Origin of the sequence: Streptomyces sp. NPDC048734 (assembly GCF_043198675.1) — a bacterium.
Classification (GTDB): Bacteria; Actinomycetota; Actinomycetes; order Streptomycetales; family Streptomycetaceae; genus Streptomyces.
In genome coordinates, this window is the sequence record NZ_JBICUZ010000003.1 from 463103 (window position 1) to 479903 (window position 16801).

At 69.0% G+C, this 16801-nt stretch carries 16 protein-coding genes, 2 tRNA genes and 1 pseudogene; 9 read left to right on the forward strand and 10 right to left on the reverse strand.

The window, feature by feature from the left end:
• Window positions 1-15 precede the first annotated feature (15 nt).
• A tRNA-Leu gene (locus tag ACGFQC_RS11075) sits at window positions 16-99 on the reverse strand.
• Window positions 100-521: 422 nt separating this feature from the next.
• Here ACGFQC_RS11075 and ACGFQC_RS11080 point away from each other — a divergent pair.
• From ACGFQC_RS11080 to pknB, 6 genes are all read left to right on the forward strand, one after another.
• Window positions 522-1397 carry a DUF3662 and FHA domain-containing protein gene (locus ACGFQC_RS11080; protein ID WP_363087676.1) on the forward strand — a complete coding sequence of 292 codons (876 nt, stop codon included), beginning with the start codon at window positions 522-524 and terminating at the stop codon, window positions 1395-1397.
• A gap of 10 nt (window positions 1398-1407) precedes the next feature.
• On the forward strand, window positions 1408-1923 hold the full coding sequence (locus tag ACGFQC_RS11085; protein ID WP_363087677.1) for an FHA domain-containing protein: 516 nt from the start codon (window positions 1408-1410) through the stop codon (window positions 1921-1923).
• Between the two features lie 140 nt (window positions 1924-2063).
• Window positions 2064-3617, forward strand: a complete 1554-nt coding sequence (locus ACGFQC_RS11090) for a Stp1/IreP family PP2C-type Ser/Thr phosphatase (RefSeq protein WP_363087678.1) — start codon at window positions 2064-2066, stop codon at window positions 3615-3617.
• A 27-nt stretch (window positions 3618-3644) separates the two neighbouring features.
• Window positions 3645-5084 (forward strand): FtsW/RodA/SpoVE family cell cycle protein, encoded by a 1440-nt coding sequence (locus tag ACGFQC_RS11095; protein ID WP_363087679.1) that lies wholly within the window; start codon window positions 3645-3647, stop codon window positions 5082-5084.
• On the forward strand, window positions 5081-6553 hold the full coding sequence (locus ACGFQC_RS11100) for a penicillin-binding transpeptidase domain-containing protein (RefSeq protein ID WP_363087680.1): 1473 nt from the start codon (window positions 5081-5083) through the stop codon (window positions 6551-6553). The genes ACGFQC_RS11095 and ACGFQC_RS11100 overlap by 4 nt, the downstream gene beginning before the upstream one ends.
• A 169-nt stretch (window positions 6554-6722) precedes the next feature.
• A complete protein-coding gene (gene pknB / locus ACGFQC_RS11105) occupies window positions 6723-8699 on the forward strand; it encodes a Stk1 family PASTA domain-containing Ser/Thr kinase (protein ID WP_363087681.1) in 1977 nt (658 codons plus the stop codon).
• Between the two features lie 107 nt (window positions 8700-8806).
• Here pknB and ACGFQC_RS11110 read toward each other — a convergent pair whose 3' ends face one another.
• From ACGFQC_RS11110 to ACGFQC_RS11135, 6 genes and pseudogenes are all read right to left on the reverse strand, one after another.
• Window positions 8807-9574 carry a class E sortase gene (locus ACGFQC_RS11110; protein WP_393288064.1) on the reverse strand — a complete coding sequence of 256 codons (768 nt, stop codon included), beginning with the start codon at window positions 9572-9574 and terminating at the stop codon, window positions 8807-8809.
• Window positions 9575-9603: 29 nt separating this feature from the next.
• The gene (locus tag ACGFQC_RS11115) at window positions 9604-10698 is read right to left on the reverse strand and encodes a class E sortase (protein WP_393288124.1); all 1095 of its coding nucleotides are present in this window, start codon (window positions 10696-10698) and stop codon (window positions 9604-9606) included.
• Window positions 10617-11255, reverse strand: coding sequence for an aminodeoxychorismate/anthranilate synthase component II (locus ACGFQC_RS11120; protein ID WP_363087684.1), 639 nt, complete (start codon window positions 11253-11255; stop codon window positions 10617-10619). Before ACGFQC_RS11120 ends, ACGFQC_RS11115 begins: the two co-directional genes overlap by 82 nt.
• On the reverse strand, window positions 11252-11461 hold the full coding sequence (locus ACGFQC_RS11125; protein WP_393288131.1) for a hypothetical protein: 210 nt from the start codon (window positions 11459-11461) through the stop codon (window positions 11252-11254). The genes ACGFQC_RS11120 and ACGFQC_RS11125 overlap by 4 nt, the downstream gene beginning before the upstream one ends.
• Before the next feature lie 4 nt (window positions 11462-11465).
• Window positions 11466-11657, reverse strand: a pseudogene (locus ACGFQC_RS11130) (class E sortase); the annotation flags it as partial.
• A 66-nt stretch (window positions 11658-11723) separates the two neighbouring features.
• Complete coding sequence (locus tag ACGFQC_RS11135) at window positions 11724-12512, reverse strand: DUF881 domain-containing protein (protein WP_363087686.1); 789 nt, start codon at window positions 12510-12512, stop codon at window positions 11724-11726.
• Window positions 12513-12653: 141 nt separating this feature from the next.
• Between ACGFQC_RS11135 and crgA the strand changes: the two genes are divergently transcribed.
• On the forward strand, window positions 12654-12908 hold the full coding sequence (gene crgA, locus ACGFQC_RS11140; protein ID WP_363087687.1) for a cell division protein CrgA: 255 nt from the start codon (window positions 12654-12656) through the stop codon (window positions 12906-12908).
• Between the two features lie 256 nt (window positions 12909-13164).
• Here the strand turns inward: crgA and ACGFQC_RS11145 are convergent, their stop codons facing one another.
• Complete coding sequence (locus tag ACGFQC_RS11145; protein WP_363087688.1) at window positions 13165-14058, reverse strand: rhomboid family intramembrane serine protease; 894 nt, start codon at window positions 14056-14058, stop codon at window positions 13165-13167.
• 139 nt (window positions 14059-14197) lie between these two features.
• Window positions 14198-14725, reverse strand: a complete 528-nt coding sequence (locus ACGFQC_RS11150) for a peptidylprolyl isomerase (protein ID WP_363087689.1) — start codon at window positions 14723-14725, stop codon at window positions 14198-14200.
• A 333-nt stretch (window positions 14726-15058) separates the two neighbouring features.
• Here ACGFQC_RS11150 and ACGFQC_RS11155 point away from each other — a divergent pair, with 333 nt between their 5' ends.
• The gene (locus ACGFQC_RS11155; RefSeq protein ID WP_363087690.1) at window positions 15059-15760 is read left to right on the forward strand and encodes a DUF5324 family protein; all 702 of its coding nucleotides are present in this window, start codon (window positions 15059-15061) and stop codon (window positions 15758-15760) included.
• A 130-nt stretch (window positions 15761-15890) separates the two neighbouring features.
• Here ACGFQC_RS11155 and ACGFQC_RS11160 read toward each other — a convergent pair.
• A tRNA-Ala gene (locus ACGFQC_RS11160) sits at window positions 15891-15963 on the reverse strand.
• Between the two features lie 184 nt (window positions 15964-16147).
• On the opposite strand from ACGFQC_RS11160, the gene ACGFQC_RS11165 reads away from it, so the two are divergent.
• On the forward strand, window positions 16148-16696 hold the full coding sequence (locus ACGFQC_RS11165) for a DNA-binding protein (protein WP_363087691.1): 549 nt from the start codon (window positions 16148-16150) through the stop codon (window positions 16694-16696).
• The last annotated feature ends 105 nt before the right edge of the window (window positions 16697-16801 follow it).

Sequence of the window (16801 nt, forward strand, 5' to 3'; positions counted from 1 at the left end):
CGGGGCTTTCAACTGTGCGCGAGGGGGGAGTTGAACCCCCACGCCCTTTCGGGCACTGGAACCTGAATCCAGCGCGTCTGCCTATTCCGCCACCCGCGCATTGGGTGTGTCATCAGGGTGTTGGCCTTGCGGCCCGGCGCCTTCCGACATGCAGAACATTAGCACGTGGGCCAGGGTGCGTTCACATCCCTCCTTGCGGGGCAGAGGTCACCGCGAGAGGCCCCCGGCAACCTCCGTACGTCTCGGCGACGACCGGTTCACGTATCAACCTCGTACCTATGGCGGCCGTCTCCCCGGTAGGCGGGCGAGCTCCACAGTCAGGTGCGGGACACTGGTCCTCGGCCGCCTCTACGATCCTGGGCAGAAGAACGAGCGAAGGACGCGCAAAGGACGCCGTCGACACCGGTCGGCGGAGCCGACAGGGGGAACCGGCCGATTCACCGGCGCGTGGATACGATCAGTAAGCAGTACCAGGTAGGCAGCAGGACACGGGACGCAAGTCACGACGGAGGAGGTGCCCCATGGGAGTCCTGAAGAAATTCGAGCAGCGTCTCGAGGGTCTGGTCAACGGCACCTTCGCCAAGGTGTTCAAGTCCGAGGTGCAGCCCGTGGAGATCGCGGGAGCGCTCCAGCGGGAGTGCGACAACAACGCGACCATCTGGAACCGCGACCGGACCGTCGTACCCAACGACTTCATCGTGGAGCTGAGCACGCCGGACTACGAGCGGCTCAGCCCCTACTCCGGCCAGCTCGGCGACGAACTGGCCGGCATGGTCCGCGACTACGCGAAGCAGCAGCGCTACACCTTCATGGGACCGATCAAGGTCAACCTGGAGAAGGCGGACGATCTCGACACCGGTCTGTACCGCGTGCGGAGCCGCACCCTCGCCTCCTCCGCCAGCGGCCCCCAGGCGCCCGAGCGCGCCCCCGGCGGCCGCCCCGGCGGGTACGGCTATCCACCGGCGGCCGGCGGCGCGGCGGCCGCGCCCCCCATGCCCGCCGCGCCCCCGCCCGGTGCGCCCGGCGGCCGGCCCGGCGGGTACGGCTACCCGCCCGCGGCCGGCGGTCAGCGCCCGGCGGGCGGCGGACTCGCAGGTGCCCCGGCGCCCGGCTCCCGGACCCGCCACTGGATCGAGATCAACGGCACCCGCCACCAGATCTCCCGCGCGACGCTCGTGCTGGGCCGCAGCACCGAGGCCGACGTGCGGATCGACGACCCCGGCGTCTCCCGCCGGCACTGCGAGATCCGGACCGGAACGCCCTCGACGATCCAGGATCTCGGGTCCACCAACGGCATCGTGGTGGACGGGCAGCACACCACCCGCGCTACGCTCCGCGACGGCTCGCGGATCGTCGTGGGCAGCACCACCATCATTTACCGGCAAGCCGAAGGGTGAAGCGGGGGCAATGTCAGAGCTGACCCTCACGGTCATGCGGCTGGGTTTCCTGGCCGTACTGTGGCTGTTCGTGATCGTGGCCGTGCAGGTCATCCGCAGCGACCTGTTCGGTACGCGTGTCACCCAGCGCGGTGCGCGCCGGGAGGCGGCCCGACCTCAGCAGGCGCAACGCCAAGCGCCTCCCCAGCAGCGCCAGCAACCCGCCGCGGGAGGCGGGCGCAGGGGGCGCAACGCCCCGACGAAGCTGGTCGTGTCCGAGGGCACCCTCACCGGCACGACCGTCGCGCTCCAGGGCCAGACCATCACCCTGGGCCGTGCGCACGACAGCACCATCGTGCTGGACGACGACTACGCCTCCAGCCGCCACGCCAGGATCTACCCGGACCGCGACGGCCAGTGGATCGTCGAGGACCTGGGCTCCACCAACGGCACGTACCTCGACCGAACGCGGCTGACGACTCCCACACCGATCCAGCTGGGTGCGCCGATCCGTATCGGCAAGACCGTCATCGAGCTGCGGAAGTAGTGCTACATCATGAGTGAGCGCGAGCGGAGCGAGCACGCCAGGTCGGCCGGCACCCAGGGCCCCGGCGCGCTCCCGACCGGAGGGTGGGCAGTGTGGCTCGACACGACCGGCTGTACCCGGGGCCGACGGGCGAGGTGGGCATGAGTCTGTCACTGCGCTTCGCCGCCGGATCGCACAAGGGCATGATCCGGGAGGGCAACGAGGACTCCGGTTACGCCGGTCCGCGCCTGCTCGCCATCGCCGACGGCATGGGCGGCGCCGCCGCAGGTGAGGTCGCCTCCTCCGAAGCCATCTCCACCATCGTCGCCCTCGACGACGACGTGCCCGGCTCCGACGTCCTCACCTCGCTCGGCACGGCCGTGCAGCGCGCCAACGACCAGCTGCGTTCGCTGGTCGAGGAGGATCCCCAGCTCGAGGGCATGGGGACCACGCTGACCGCGTTGCTGTGGACCGGCCAGCGGCTGGGGCTCGTGCATGTCGGCGATTCGCGCGCCTACCTGCTGCGGGACGGCGCACTGAGCCAGATCACGCAGGACCACACCTGGGTGCAACGCCTCGTCGACGAGGGCCGGATCACCGAGGAAGAGGCCACCACCCACCCGCAACGCTCGCTGCTGATGCGGGCGTTGGGCAGCGGGGAGCACGTGGAGCCGGATCTGTCGATCCGTGAGGTGCGGGTCGGCGACCGCTATCTGATCTGCTCCGACGGCCTGTCCGGCGTCGTCTCGCACCAGACGCTCGAGGACACCCTCGCCAGCTACCAGGGCCCGCAGGAGACCGTGCAGGAGCTGATCCAGCTCGCGCTGCGCGGCGGCGGCCCCGACAACATCACGGTGATCGTCGCCGACGTGCTGGACCTGGACACCGGCGACACCCTCGCCGGGCAGCTGTCCGACACCCCGGTCGTGGTCGGCGCCGTCGCCGAGAACCAGAACCAGCCGCACGTCAACGGCATCATGCAGACCCCCGCCGGCCGCGCCTCCGGCCTCGGCCGGCAGGGCCGCGGGCAGGGCGGCGGCGAGTTCGGCCCGCCCGGCTCCGGTGACGTCACCGGCTTCATCCCCACCGACGGCTTCGGCGACTACACCGACGACGACTTCGTCAAGCCCCGCAAGGGCCGCCGGTGGCTGAAGAGATCCCTGTACGGCGGTCTCGCCCTCGCCGTCATCGGCGGCGGGCTGTACTCCGGCTGGCGCTGGACCCAGACCCAGTACTACGTCGGCACCAAGGGCGAGCACGTCGCGCTGTACCGGGGCATCAGCCAGGACCTGGCCTGGGTCTCGCTCTCGAAGGTCGAGAAGGACCACCCCGAGATCGAACTCAAGTACCTGCCGCAGTACCAGCAGAAGCTGGTCGAGGCCACGATCGCCGAGGGCAGCCGGTCCACCGCCCAGAAGAAGATCGACGAACTGGCCGTACAGGCGTCCGCGTGCCGCAAGCAGGCGGAGGCGACCACCGCGACCGCCGCCACCCCCAGCGCGGCCGGATCCACGACCGGTGAGGGCGGGGCCGGCGGCACCACGGGAACCACTCCCGTCTCCCTCACGTCCAAGGCATCGCCGACCCCGACCCCGTCGGGATCGGCGCCGTCCCCGTCCGCGTCTCCGTCCACATCAGCGACCGCCACTCCCGGCGCCGGCCCCACCCTCTCGGAGGATGAGCAGAAGGTCGTCTCGCTGTGCGGTAAGCAATAGGCAAGCCGTGAGAGGCCCCGTCACACGATGAGCAGTACAACCAACACGTCGACGCACCACACGTCCACGATCGGCTCGATCGGCACGCCGAGCCGGCGCAACACCGAGCTGGCGCTCCTGGTGTTCGCCGTCCTCATCCCGGTGTTCGCCTACGCCAACGTGGGCCTCGCCCTCAACGAGCAGGTGCCGGCCGGCCTGCTCAGCTACGGCCTGGGCCTCGGCCTGCTGGCCGGCGTCGCCCACGTGGTCGTCCGCAAGTTCGCGCCGTACGCAGACCCGTTGATGCTGCCGCTGGCGACGCTGCTGAACGGCCTCGGGCTCGTGGCGATCTGGCGGCTGGACCAGTCCAAGCTGCTCCAGTCCATCGACCAGGCCGGCAACGCCGCCCCCCGGCAACTGCTGTACACGGCGATGGGCATCGCCTTCTTCGTCGTGGTGCTGATCTTCCTCAAGGACCACCGCGTCCTCCAGCGCTACACCTACATCTCCATGGTGGGCGCGCTGTTCCTGCTGCTGCTGCCGCTGGTACCGGGCCTCGGCAAGAACATCTACGGCGCCAAGATCTGGATCCAGGTCGGCAGTTTCAGCATCCAGCCCGGCGAGTTCGCCAAGATCGTCCTGGCCGTGTTCTTCGCCGGCTACCTGATGGTCAAGCGCGACGCCCTCGCACTCGCCAGCCGCCGCTTCATGGGCCTGTACCTGCCGCGCGGCCGCGACCTCGGCCCGATCCTGGTGGTCTGGTTCATCTCGATCCTCATCCTGGTCTTCGAGACGGACCTCGGCACCTCGCTGCTGTTCTTCGGAATGTTCATCATCATGCTGTACGTCGCCACCGAGCGGACCAGCTGGATCGTCTTCGGTCTGCTGATGTCGGCGGGCGGCGCGGTCGGCGTGGCCAGCTTCGAGCCGCACGTCCAGCAGCGCGTCCAGGCCTGGCTCGACCCGATGAAGGAGTACATGCTCTCCCGGCAGGGCCAGGCGGGCCACTCCGAGCAGGCGATGCAGGCACTGTGGGCGTTCGGCTCCGGCGGCACCCTCGGCACCGGCTGGGGCCAGGGCCACTCCGAGCTGATCCGGTTCGCCGCCAACTCCGACTTCATCCTCGCCACCTTCGGCGAGGAGCTGGGCCTGGCCGGTCTCATGGCGCTCCTGCTGCTGTACGGCCTGATCGTGGAACGCGGCGTGCGCACCGCCCTCGCCGCCCGCGACCCGTTCGGCAAGCTGCTCGCCATCGGCCTCTCCGGGGCCTTCGCCCTCCAGGTGTTCGTCGTCGCGGGCGGTGTGATGGGCCTCATCCCGCTGACCGGTATGACGATGCCGTTCCTGGCCTACGGCGGTTCCTCCGTCATCGCCAACTGGGCTCTGATCGGCATCCTGATCAGGATCAGCGACACCGCGCGCCGTCCGGCCCCGGCCCCCGCCTCCAACCCCGACGCCGAGATGACCCAGGTGGTCCGCCCGTCATGAACAAGCCCCTGCGCCGGATCGCGATCTTCTGCGGACTCCTGATCCTCACGCTGCTGCTGCGCGACAACTACCTCCAGTACGTCAAGGCCGACAGCCTGGCCTCCGACGACGACAACCGCCGCGTCAACATCGCCCGCTACGCCACCCCGCGCGGCGACATCATCGTCGACGGCAAGGCCATCACCGGCTCCGTCGAGACCACCAGCGGCGACTACAAGTACAAGCGCACCTGGACCGACGGCGCCATGTGGGCACCGGTCACCGGCTACTCCTCGCAGGCCTTCGGCGCCAACCAGCTGGAGAAGCTCGAGGACGGCATCCTCACCGGCAACGACGACCGGCTCTTCTTCCGCAACACGCTCGACATGCTCACGGGCAAGAAGAAGGAGGGCGGCAGCGTCGTCACCACCCTCAACGCCGCCGCGCAGAAGGCCGCGTACAAGGGGCTGGGCAGCAGGAAGGGCGCCGTCGCCGCGATCGACCCGGCCACCGGCAAGATCCTCGCCCTGGTCTCGACGCCGTCGTACGACCCGTCGAAGTTCGCCGGGGCCTCCGACAAGGACGCCGAGGCGTGGAGCGCGGTCCAGAAGAAGAACAACCCCGACGACCCGATGCTGAACCGGGCGCTGCGCGAGACCTACCCGCCGGGCTCCACCTTCAAGGTCGTCACCGCGGCCGCGGCACTGGAGAACGGCGTGGCCTCCGGCATCGACGACGCCACCAAGACCCCGGACCCGTACCAGCTGCCGGGCACCACCACCGACCTCACCAACGAGCACGGCGTGTGCGAGAACGCCAGCCTGCGGTACGCGCTCATGGTGTCCTGCAACACCGTCTTCGCGAAGCTGTCCGACACCGTCGGCAACGAGAAGATGATCGAGCAGGCACAGAAGTTCGGCTACAACAACAAGGAGCTGGACACCCCGGTCCGCGCCTCCGAGAGCGTCTACCCCGAGGACAACAAGCCGCAGAACGCCATGGACGGCATCGGCCAGGCCTCCAACCGCGCCACCCCGCTCCAGATGGCCATGGTCGCCTCGGCCATCGCCAACGACGGCAAGCTGATGAAGCCGTACATGGTCGACCAGCTCAAGGCCGCGAACCTCGACACCATCGAGACGACCGAGCCGCAGGAGCTGTCCCAGGCGGTGTCCTCGGAGACCGCGCAGAAGCTCCAGGAAATGATGGAGACGGTCGTCAACGACCCGCAGGGCACCGGCGGCAAGGCGAAGATCTCCGGCGTCGTGGTCGGCGGCAAGACCGGTACCGCCCAGCACGGCCTGAACAACAAGGAAAAGCCGTACGCCTGGTTCATCTCCTACGCGAAGCTGGCCGACGGCAGCTCGCCGGTCGCCGTCGCGGTCGTCGTCGAGGACGGCGCCGCCAACCGTGACGACATCAGCGGTGGCGGCCTCGCCGGCCCGATCGCGAAGGACGTGATGAAGGCCGTCATCGACAGCAAGAAGTGACCCCCATCACGTCGCCCACACATCGGTGCACGTTGCGATACCGGTCCGGTATCGGGTGACGGGCTTGGCCAGGTCACACAGCGCCGTCCGGGTACGGTATGCCCGGACGGCAGCCGCCGACCGCACACGTGTGCCGGTCGGGACCGACGGAGAGGGCTGGTAGGTAGCTATGGAAGAGCCGCGTCGCCTCGGCGGCCGGTACGAGCTGGGCCACGTGCTCGGCCGTGGTGGCATGGCCGAGGTCTACCTCGCGCATGACATCCGCCTCGGCCGCACCGTGGCGGTGAAGACGCTGCGCGTGGACCTCGCGCGCGACCCTTCCTTCCAGGCCCGGTTCCGCCGGGAGGCCCAGTCGGCCGCCTCGCTCAACCACCCTGCGATCGTCGCGGTCTACGACACGGGCGAGGACTACATCGACGGGGTCTCGATCCCGTACATCGTCATGGAGTACGTCGACGGCTCCACGCTCCGCGAGTTGCTCCACTCCGGCCGCAAACTGCTGCCGGAGCGGACGCTGGAGATGACCATCGGCATCCTCCAGGCCCTGGAGTACTCGCACCGCGCCGGCATCGTGCACCGCGACATCAAGCCGGCGAACGTCATGCTGACGCGCAACGGCCAGGTCAAGGTCATGGACTTCGGCATCGCCCGCGCCATGGGCGACTCCGGCATGACGATGACGCAGACCTCGGCCGTGATCGGCACCGCCCAGTACCTCTCCCCGGAGCAGGCCAAGGGCGAGCAGGTCGACGCCCGCTCCGACCTGTACTCCACGGGCTGTCTGCTGTACGAACTGCTGACCGTACGGCCGCCGTTCGTCGGCGACTCCCCAGTCGCGGTCGCCTACCAGCACGTCCGCGAGGAGCCCCAGGCGCCCAGCGTCTTCGACCCCGAGATCACGCCCGAGATGGACGCGATCGTGTTGAAGGCCCTCGTCAAGGACCCCGACTACCGCTACCAGTCCGCCGACGAGATGCGCGCCGACATCGAGGCCTGCCTCGACGGCCAGCCCGTCGCGGCCACGGCGGCCATGGGCTCGGTCGGCTACGGCGGCTACCCGGACGACCAGCCGACCACCGCGCTGCGCTCCGGCGACGGCGGCGCCACCTCGATGATGCCCCCGGTGAACCCGGACGGCGGCGGCTTCGGCTACGACGACCGTCCCGACCGGCGTCGCCAGAAGAAGTCCAACACCTCCACGATCCTGCTGATCGTCGCCGCCGTCCTGGTCCTGGTGGGCGCGATCCTGATCGGGAAGTGGATCTTCAGCGGTGACGGCACGGGCAACGAAACGGTGACCGTGCCCACCCTCATCGGGAAGACCCAGGCCGAAGCCACCCAGCAACTGGCGAACATCGACCTCAAGGTCGGGACCGTCACGCAGAAGCCATGCGAGGACCAGGCCAAGGGCAACATCTGCGAACAGGACCCCGCCCCCAAGGCCGAGGTCGACAAGCAGTCCGCCGTCAACCTGGTGGTGTCCACGGGCGCGCCGAAGGTCGCCGTGCCCAGTGTCCTCGGCAAGAGCCTCGACGACGCCAAGAAGGTCCTCGAGGGCGACCAGTACCAGCTGGTCGTCGAGACCAAGAACGAGATCTCCACGGAGGCGCCCGGCACCGTCCTGGACCAGGACCCGAAGCTGGGTTCCGAGGTCGAGAAGGGCTCCAAGGTCACCCTCACCATCGCCAAGGCGGAGGACAAGGCGACCGTTCCCGACGTCCTCAACCAGAGCTGCGACCAGGCCAAGGCCCAGATGGAGGCCAACAACCTGGTCGGCAACTGCACCGAGGTCGAGACCCAGGACCAGAACCTGGTCGGCAAGGTCATCTCGACCACACCGCAGGCCAACTCGAAGGCCACCAAGGGCTCCCAGGTCCAGATCCAGATCGGCAAGGCGCCCGAGAACCAGCAGACGCAGGTTCCGGGCAACCTCCAGGGCATGAGCCTGAAGGACGCCAAGAAGGCACTCCAGCAGGCGGGCCTGAACGTCGGCAACGTCACCGTCGACGACGACAACGCCACGGTCATCAGCTCCGACCCGGCCCCGGGCAGCACGGTGAACAAGGGCCAGACGGTCAACCTGGTCACCATCGGCGGCGGCGGGAACAACGGAGGGGGCGGCTTCTTCGGCGGGAACTCCGGATAGCCGCCGCGCCCCTCCACCGCACGAAGGCCTCGGGCCCTGCCGGACGATCATCCGTCCGGCAGGGCCCGAGGCCTTCTGCTCTGCTCAGCAGGGCTGAGGAGGGATCCTCAGCGCAGCTCCGCCGGCGGCGTCCGCTGCGCGTCCACCTTCTCCACGCGGTCCAGTTCGCCCCACACCACGTACCGGTAGCGGCTCGTGTAGACGGGGGTGCAGGTGGTCAGGGTGATGTACTTGCCGGCCTTCTTCCTGCCGGACTCCTCCGGGACCGCGCCGAGGACCTCGACGTTGTACTTGGAGGTCTCGGGCAGGACCGCGTACACCTTGTAGACGTACCAGTCGTCCTTGGTCTCGAAGACGATCGGGTCGCCCTCACCGAGCTTGTCGATGTTGTGGAACTTGGCGCCGTGGCCGTCGCGGTGGGCGGCGAGGGTGAAGTTGCCGTCCTTGCCGCTGGTCGGGAGCGTGGCCTTGACGGGGTCGGTGTAGTAGCCGGCGACGCCGTCGTTGAGGATCTTCGACGTGGTGCCCTTCTCGACCAGGACCTCGCCGTTGCCCATGGCGGGCACGTGCAGGAAACCGATGCCCTCCTTGGTGTCGAGCGCGCCCGGACCGGCCTCCTGCGCCCAGTTGTCGCGGACCTTGTCGCCCTGCCGGTCGGCCTTGCGGTCGGCGACCACGTTGGTCCACCACAGGGAGTAGACGACGAACAGACCGAGCACCAGCCCGGCCGTGATGAGGAGTTCACCGAAAACGCTGACCGCCTGCGCGATCGGTCCGCCGCGCCGCCGCGGGGTCGGGGGCGGGGCGGCGGCGTCCCGCGTGCCGCTGTGCTCCTGGTGACCGGTGTGCTCGGTGTCGCCGGTGGTCGCTGCCACGTTCAATCTGCCCCTACTCGACTGCACGCCTACTCGACGAGCGCATCCGGCTTGCCCTTGCTGCGCGGCCGTTCCTCGACCATCTTGCCCCAGACGATCAGCCGGTACTTGCTGGTGAACTCCGGCGTGCACGTCGTCAGCGTGATGTACCGGCCAGGCCCGGTGAACCCGGATCCCGGCGGCACGGGTTCGAGGACGCTCACGTTGCTCGGCGAGGTCACCGGGAGCATCGACGCCATCTTGTAGACGTAGTACTCGTCCTGCGTCTCGACGACGATCGCGTCGCCGGGCTGGAGCCTGTTGATGTACCGGAACGGCTCACCGTGTGTGTTGCGGTGGCCTGCGAGCCCGAAGTTGCCGGTCTTCGCGTCGGGCATGGCCGTCTTCAGCGCGTCCTCGCCGTAGTGCCCGACCATGCCCTTGTCGAGCACCCCCTTGTTGCTGATGCCCTCGGCGATCGGCACCACCACGTCCAGCTTCGGGATGTGCAGGATGGCGAAGCCCTGTCCCGGCGAGAAGGTGCCGGGGTTGCGCTTGCCGCTCGCCCAGTCGTCCTGGAGGCTGCTGGCCTCCTTGTCCGCCTGCGCGTGCGCCCGGACGTTCGTCCACCACAGCTGGTAGGTGACGAAGAGGAGCATCAGCACACCGGTGGTGATGAACACCTCGCCGACCGCCCGGCTGGCGACGACCGCCGCACTCGGCCTGCGGGCCCGCGCCTGCCGGCGGGCCTCCACCCGTGAGAGGGGCCGCGCCGCTGTTCCCGACGGCCCCTCGGGGCCACCACGGCCGCCCTGGCTGTCGTGGTCACCGTGACCCCCGTGGCGCCCGTGGCGGCCCCTGGCGGCCTTTCTGCGGGCCGCCCGGCCTCCCGCCGGGGTTCCCGCGACAGGAGGGGCCGCGGAGGCTCCAGAAGCGGACAGGGAATCGCCGCCGAACACGGACCCGGGCGACTGCGGTACCCGCAGCGCCACCGTCTCCTCGTCGATGGGAGGCTCGTACGGCGTGCCGCCGTACAGATCCTCACGCTCGGGGCGCACTGCGGTCACGCCGTGGCCCTGCCCACCACCGGGGCGAGCCCCGCCGACCTCGCCACGGCACCCTGGTCGCCGCACTCCACCAGCCAGTTGGCCAGCATCAGGTGCCCGTGCTCGGTGAGTACCGACTCCGGGTGGAACTGCACTCCCTCGACGGGCAGTTCACGGTGGCGCAGACCCATGACGATGCCGTCCCGGGTGCGCGCCGTGACCTCCAGCTCGGCCGGGACCGTCGCCGGCTCGGCCGCGAGCGAGTGGTAGCGGGTCGCCGTGAAGGGCGAGGGCAGACCGGCGAAGACGCCCTTGCCGCCGTGTTCCACCAGCGAGGTCTTGCCGTGCAGCAGCTCCGGCGCACGGCCCACCACACCGCCGTACGCCACCTGCATCGACTGCATGCCGAGGCAGACGCCGAAGACGGGCACCCCGGTGCTCGCGCAGTGACGGACCATGTCCACGCAGACTCCGGCCTCTTCCGGGGTGCCGGGGCCGGGCGACAGCAGAACACCGTCGAAGCCGTCCTGGGCGTGCGCCGTCGACACCTCGTCGTTGCGCAGGACCTCGCACTCGGCACCCAGCTGGTACAGGTACTGGACCAGGTTGAAGACGAAGCTGTCGTAGTTGTCGACGACGAGAATGCGTGCGCTCACTGGTTGTCCACCGTCACATCGTTGAAGGGAAGCAGCGGTTCGGCCCACGGAAAGACGTATTGGAAGAGGGCATACACCACGGCCAGAACCAGCACGATCGAGATCAGCGCCTTCACCAACGCGTTTCCCGGCAGATGCCGCCAGATCCAGCCGTACATGCCGTCCCTTCCGTCGCACCACGGCACCAGACTCACGCCGTACGTCACCAGACTAGCGGCGCAGGGCCTTCGCTCCGCCTGCCTCCACAGGCTGTGTGGAGTCCAGGTATGCCCGGATGATCAGCCGGTGGCCGTGCCCCCACTCGGGATCGCACGTCGCCGGCGTCGGAGGGTGTCCTGGACGCGCACACCCCGACTTACGTGGCGCAGGGCCGATCACCTCGATGTTCGGGGGCACTGTTTCAAGGAGACGGTCGCCGTCCCTGCAAGCACCGGCGTGTTCCACGTGAAACCAAGCCGCGAGGTGTGGCTACTCCACCGGCTTCGCGTAGTGCAGATCCACGGTGCCCGAGTAGCCGGGCAGCGTCACCGTGCCGTCCTCGGTGACCTTCCAGCCGAGCCCGTAGACGTTGACGTACACCATGTAGTTCTGGATCGCCAGGGAGTCGGCGAGCGCCTGCTGGAGCTTCTCGGGATCCCCGACCGCCTGGATCTTGTACGGCGGGGAGTAGACGCGGCCCTGGAGGATCAGGGTGTTGCCCACACAGCGCACCGCACTGGTGGAGATCAGCCGCTGGTCCATGACCTTGATGCCCTCGGCGCCGCCCTGCCACAGGGCGTTCACCACGGCCTGGAGGTCCTGCTGGTGGATGACCAGGTAGTCGGGCTGGGGCTCCGGATAGCCGGGGAGCTTGGCGGTGGCGTTCGGCGGGGCGTCGTTGAGCGTGACCGTGACCGCCCGGCCCTTGACCTTCTGGGTGCCCGCAGCGTCCTCGAGCCGGGCCAGTTTCTCGTCCTCGGCCAGGGTGCTTCCGTCGTCGGCCTCGGCCAGTGACTCGACCTCGTCGCGCAGGGCCGCGTTGGACTCGTCCAGCTCGCCGTTCTTGTGACTGCGCTCCTGGATGAGGTCGGACAGCTTCAGCAGTGAGGTGTCCGTGCGGATGTTGGTGCCCTTGGCGGTGTCGAAGCTGGTGAAGAAGATGAGACCCGCGAGGGCGAAGACACCGGCGGTGAGCACACGGACCGGCCGGAAGCGCGGACGGCGGCCGGGAGCGGAACCTGTTGAACCCGTCCCGGGGAAGTCGGCAGAATTGCTCAACGTACCCTTATCTCCTTCGGCGCCGTAGAAGCACTACGCTAACGGACGCCCGGGGGAGCGGTCAGTGTCCCCTTGTACGCCGCCCCGAGCCCGACCCAGCAGCCTGCGCGGCCACGCAGCGCATCGACAGGAGAGACCCTCGTGCCGAAGTCACGTATCCGCAAGAAGGCCGACTACACGCCGCCGCCCGCGAAGCAGGCGACCGCCATCAAGCTCAACAGCCGCGCCTGGGTCGCGCCGGTGATGCTGGCCATGTTCCTCATCGGACTCGCCTGGATCGTCGTGTTCTACGTGACCGACGGATCACTGCCCGTCGACGCCCTGGGCAACTGGAACATCGTGGTCGGCTTCGGCTTCATCGCCGCCGGCTTCGGTGTCTCCACCCAGTGGAAGTAGCCGGCGGAGCACCTCTGCCCAGGGGTATCCACCGAGTTATCCACAACCCTTTTCCACAGTGGGGAAAAAGAACGACCATCTGTGGATAACCCTCCGGACGTTGACGCCGGTATGACGAACGGCCAGCAACCGAAAACTTGTTCGCCCCCTGCCTGACCTGCGGAAAAGCTGGTCGACGGCAGGGGGCACAGTTGTTCCCGCACCGTGTGCACAAGATCGGGCACACGCTGTGGACAACGCGGGTCCCCGGCCGCGCTCAGGTGAGCTGGGCGGTCCTCAGCAGCGTGACGACCACGATCGCGGCCAGCACGAGGGCACAGGTGCCGTACTGCACGAGGGAGCGGCGATCGCGTGGAGCGTGGACCATGGCGAACCCGATGACGACACCGGCCACCAGGCCGCCGATGTGGGCCTGCCAGGAGACGTTGCTCCACCCGAAGGTGATGATCAACGTGATCACCAGCATCGCCATGATCGGCCGCATGTCGTAGCGCTGCCGCCGCATCAGGACGGCGATCGCGCCGAAGACACCGAGGATGGCGCCCGAGGCGCCGAGGGAGGGCTGGTTGGGGGCCGCCGCCAGATAGGCCAGGGCGCTGCCGGCCAGTCCGGACAGCAGGTACAGCGCGAGATAGCGGGTGCGCCCGAGAGCTTCCTCCACATACCGGCCGATGAACCAGAGACTGAGCATGTTGGACAAGATGTGGAAGTAGTCCAGGTGCAGGAACATCGAGGTCAGCAGCCGGTACCACTGCCCCTCGGCGACGCCCTCCACCGAGCCCAGCTCGGGCACATACGCCAGCCCCAGCAGGCTGAACCGGTCGGTGAACCGGTCCCCGACGGCCAGCTGCACCACGAACACCGCGACACACAGGCCCATGAGGACCTTGGTGACCAGGTGCGGGTCGGCCACGACGGTCCCGCCCGCGAGGGTGCGGGGCCGGTTCGCGTCCGGCGCGTGCCCCGTGCCGGAGCCGTTCCGCACGCACTCCGGACACTGGAAGCCGACGGAGGCGCTCACCATGCACTCGGGGCAGATCGGGCGCTCACACCGCGTGCAGCGCACGCCGGTCTCACGACCCGCATGCCGGTAGCAGACCGGCAGACCGCTCCGCGCGTCGTCCGGCCGGCTGCCTGGCGCCTGATCCATGGGCTCCCCCGATCTCGTCGTGAACAAGGCTGTGCCCCGACCGTCCTTACGGACGAGCGGGGCAAATGGTTCCCACGGGGCGCCGGGCGCCGACCGACCCGGTGCCGCGCCGCGCCGTGCGCTCAAGTGCGGATCAGGGCTACCGCTTCTCGACGACGACCGACTCGATGACGACGTCCTTCAACGGGCGGTCGGTGCGCGGATTGGTCTGGGTGCCCGCGATCACGTCGATGACCTTCTGGCTCGCCGGGTCGGTGACCTCGCCGAAGATGCTGTGCTTGCGGGTCAGCCAGGCCGTCGGGGAGACGGTGATGAAGAACTGCGAGCCGTTGGTGCCCGGGCCGGCGTTGGCCATCGCCAGCAGATACGGCCGGTCGAAGCGCAGGTCCGGGTGGAACTCGTCCTCGAACTGGTAGCCGGGCCCACCGGTGCCGTTGCCCAGCGGGTCACCGCCCTGGATCATGAATCCGCTGATCACCCGGTGGAAGACCGTGCCGTCGTAGAGCTTGGCCGAGGACTTCTCGCCGGTGGCGGGGTGGGTCCACTCCCGGCCCCCGGTGGCGAGGTCGACGAAGTTCTTGACCGTCTTGGGCGCGTGGTCGGGGAAGAGCCGGACCTCGATGTCGCCGTGGTTGGTCTTCAGGGTGGCGTAGAGCTGCTCGGCCACGGTCTGCCTTCCGTTGTCTTCGTGTGACCCACCGATCCTCGCACGCCCAGGGCGGTCCGTCGCCCGACCCCGTCCCGTGCGCAGGAACCACCCGCTTCACGTACGGAAAAGCGCCGGTCCGGTCCGGGACGGGGGCAAGCCGGGCCGATCCGTGGCATTGTCGACGACACGTTCCCGTTGCCCCGTATTCATCCGCTCTTGGATCCGATCAAGACAACTCGGGCGTCCGGCACCCGTATGCCCGTCCGCGCATGCCCCAGAGGCCGTCGGCAGGCATGATCCGTAAAAGGGTGGAAAGTCGAAATACCGTACGCCACCGAGGAGGAGGAACCCGTGACCCGCATCGACAGCGTGCGCGCCGCGACCGGTTCGGCGAAGGACAGCGTGCTGCACGCCGCGGAAGTGGTGGCGCCCTACGCCGACACGGCCAAGGAGAGGGCCGCGCTCTACGCGCACGAGGCCCGCGTACGGCTCGCGCCCAAAGTGTCGCAGGCCGCCGAACAGGCCCGCGTCCAGTACGACGCCCTTGTGGCGCCCCGCTTGGAGCAGGCGTTGGCGCACGTCCCACCGAAGGTCGACCAGGCCGCTCATGAAGCTGCCCTCCGTACGCGCCTGGCCGCCCGGCAGGCCGCCGACTACTCCCGGCCGAAGATCGAGCAGGCAGTGGCCGCGGCCGGACCCGTGAAGAGCGAGGCCGCCGCCCGCAGCGTCGCCGCGGTGGCCGCCCTGCGCGGTCAGGTGACGCCGAGGGACATCGAGAAACTGGTGCGCAAGCATCGCCGCCGGGCCAAGGCGGGCAAGCTCGCCAAGGCACTGGCGCTGGCCGGTGTCGTGGCCGGAGGCGCCTTCGCCGTCTGGAAGTGGTGGGACAAGCAGGCCAACCCCGACTGGCTGGTCGAGCCCCCCGCCGCCACCGAGGTACCCGCCGCAGCCGGTCTGACGTCGGTCGACGGCAGCGGTGACGCCTCGGCTCTCGACCCCGAGGTGCAGGTGAAGGAGGATGAGGAGACGTCGAACCGCGAGGACCGCGGCTGAGCTTCTCCGCCCACGTTTCACGTGAAACAGCCCCGAGGATCCAGGGAGCCGTCGCTCCAGGGACCCGCGGAGTCGCACGAAGAAGAGCCCCTCCGCCCGGTGGTCACCGGACGGAGGGGCTCTTTCGATGTGGAGCCTAGGGGAGTCGAACCCCTGACATCTGCCATGCAAAGACAGCGCTCTACCAACTGAGCTAAGGCCCCTCATGGGGAAGCGTCCGGCCGGAGGAGATGATCCCGGCGGGCGCCGACGACCAGAGTACCGGGTCACCCCCCGTATCTCGCAAAAAGATGGGGGGTCCCCGCGGATGACCACTCTCCGTAAGATGCTCGGCGTGGTTCGCGACAGCGAACCGCGGTTTCTTGGGGAAGCGATGGGGAGACGCACATGGACGCCGCACAGCAGGAAGCCACCGCGAGAGCGCGGGAACTGCAGCGGAACTGGTACGGGGAGCCGCTGGGGGCGCTCTTCCGTAAGCTCATAGACGACCTCGGTCTCAACCAGGCTCGTCTCGCGGGGGTGCTGGGGCTGTCGGCGCCGATGCTGTCCCAGCTGATGAGCGGGCAGCGGGCGAAGATCGGCAACCCGGCGGTCGTACAGCGGGTGCAGTTGTTGCAGGAACTGGCGGCCCAGGTAGCGGACGGCAGCGTCAGCGCCGCCGAGGCGACCGAGCGCATGGACGAGATCAAGAGGTCGCAGGGGGGATCGGTGCTCAGCAACACCACGCAGACGACGAGCGGTTCGGGGGCGCCCACGGTCAAGCGGGTCGTCCGCGAGATCCAGTCGTTGCTGCGCTCGGTGGCCGCCGCCGGTGACATCATCGACGCGGCCGACACCCTCGCCCCGACCCACCCGGAACTGGCAGAGTTCCTCAAGGTCTACGGCGCCGGCCGCACCTCGGACGCCGTGGCGCACTACCAGTCCCACCAGAACTGAGCACCGGGCCCGGTGACCGAAGGGGGTTCGGCGACCGGGCCGACGGCACAGTACGGGACCGCGAGGGGCACGGAAGTGGCGCTCTTCGCCGGGGGATGACGCGAG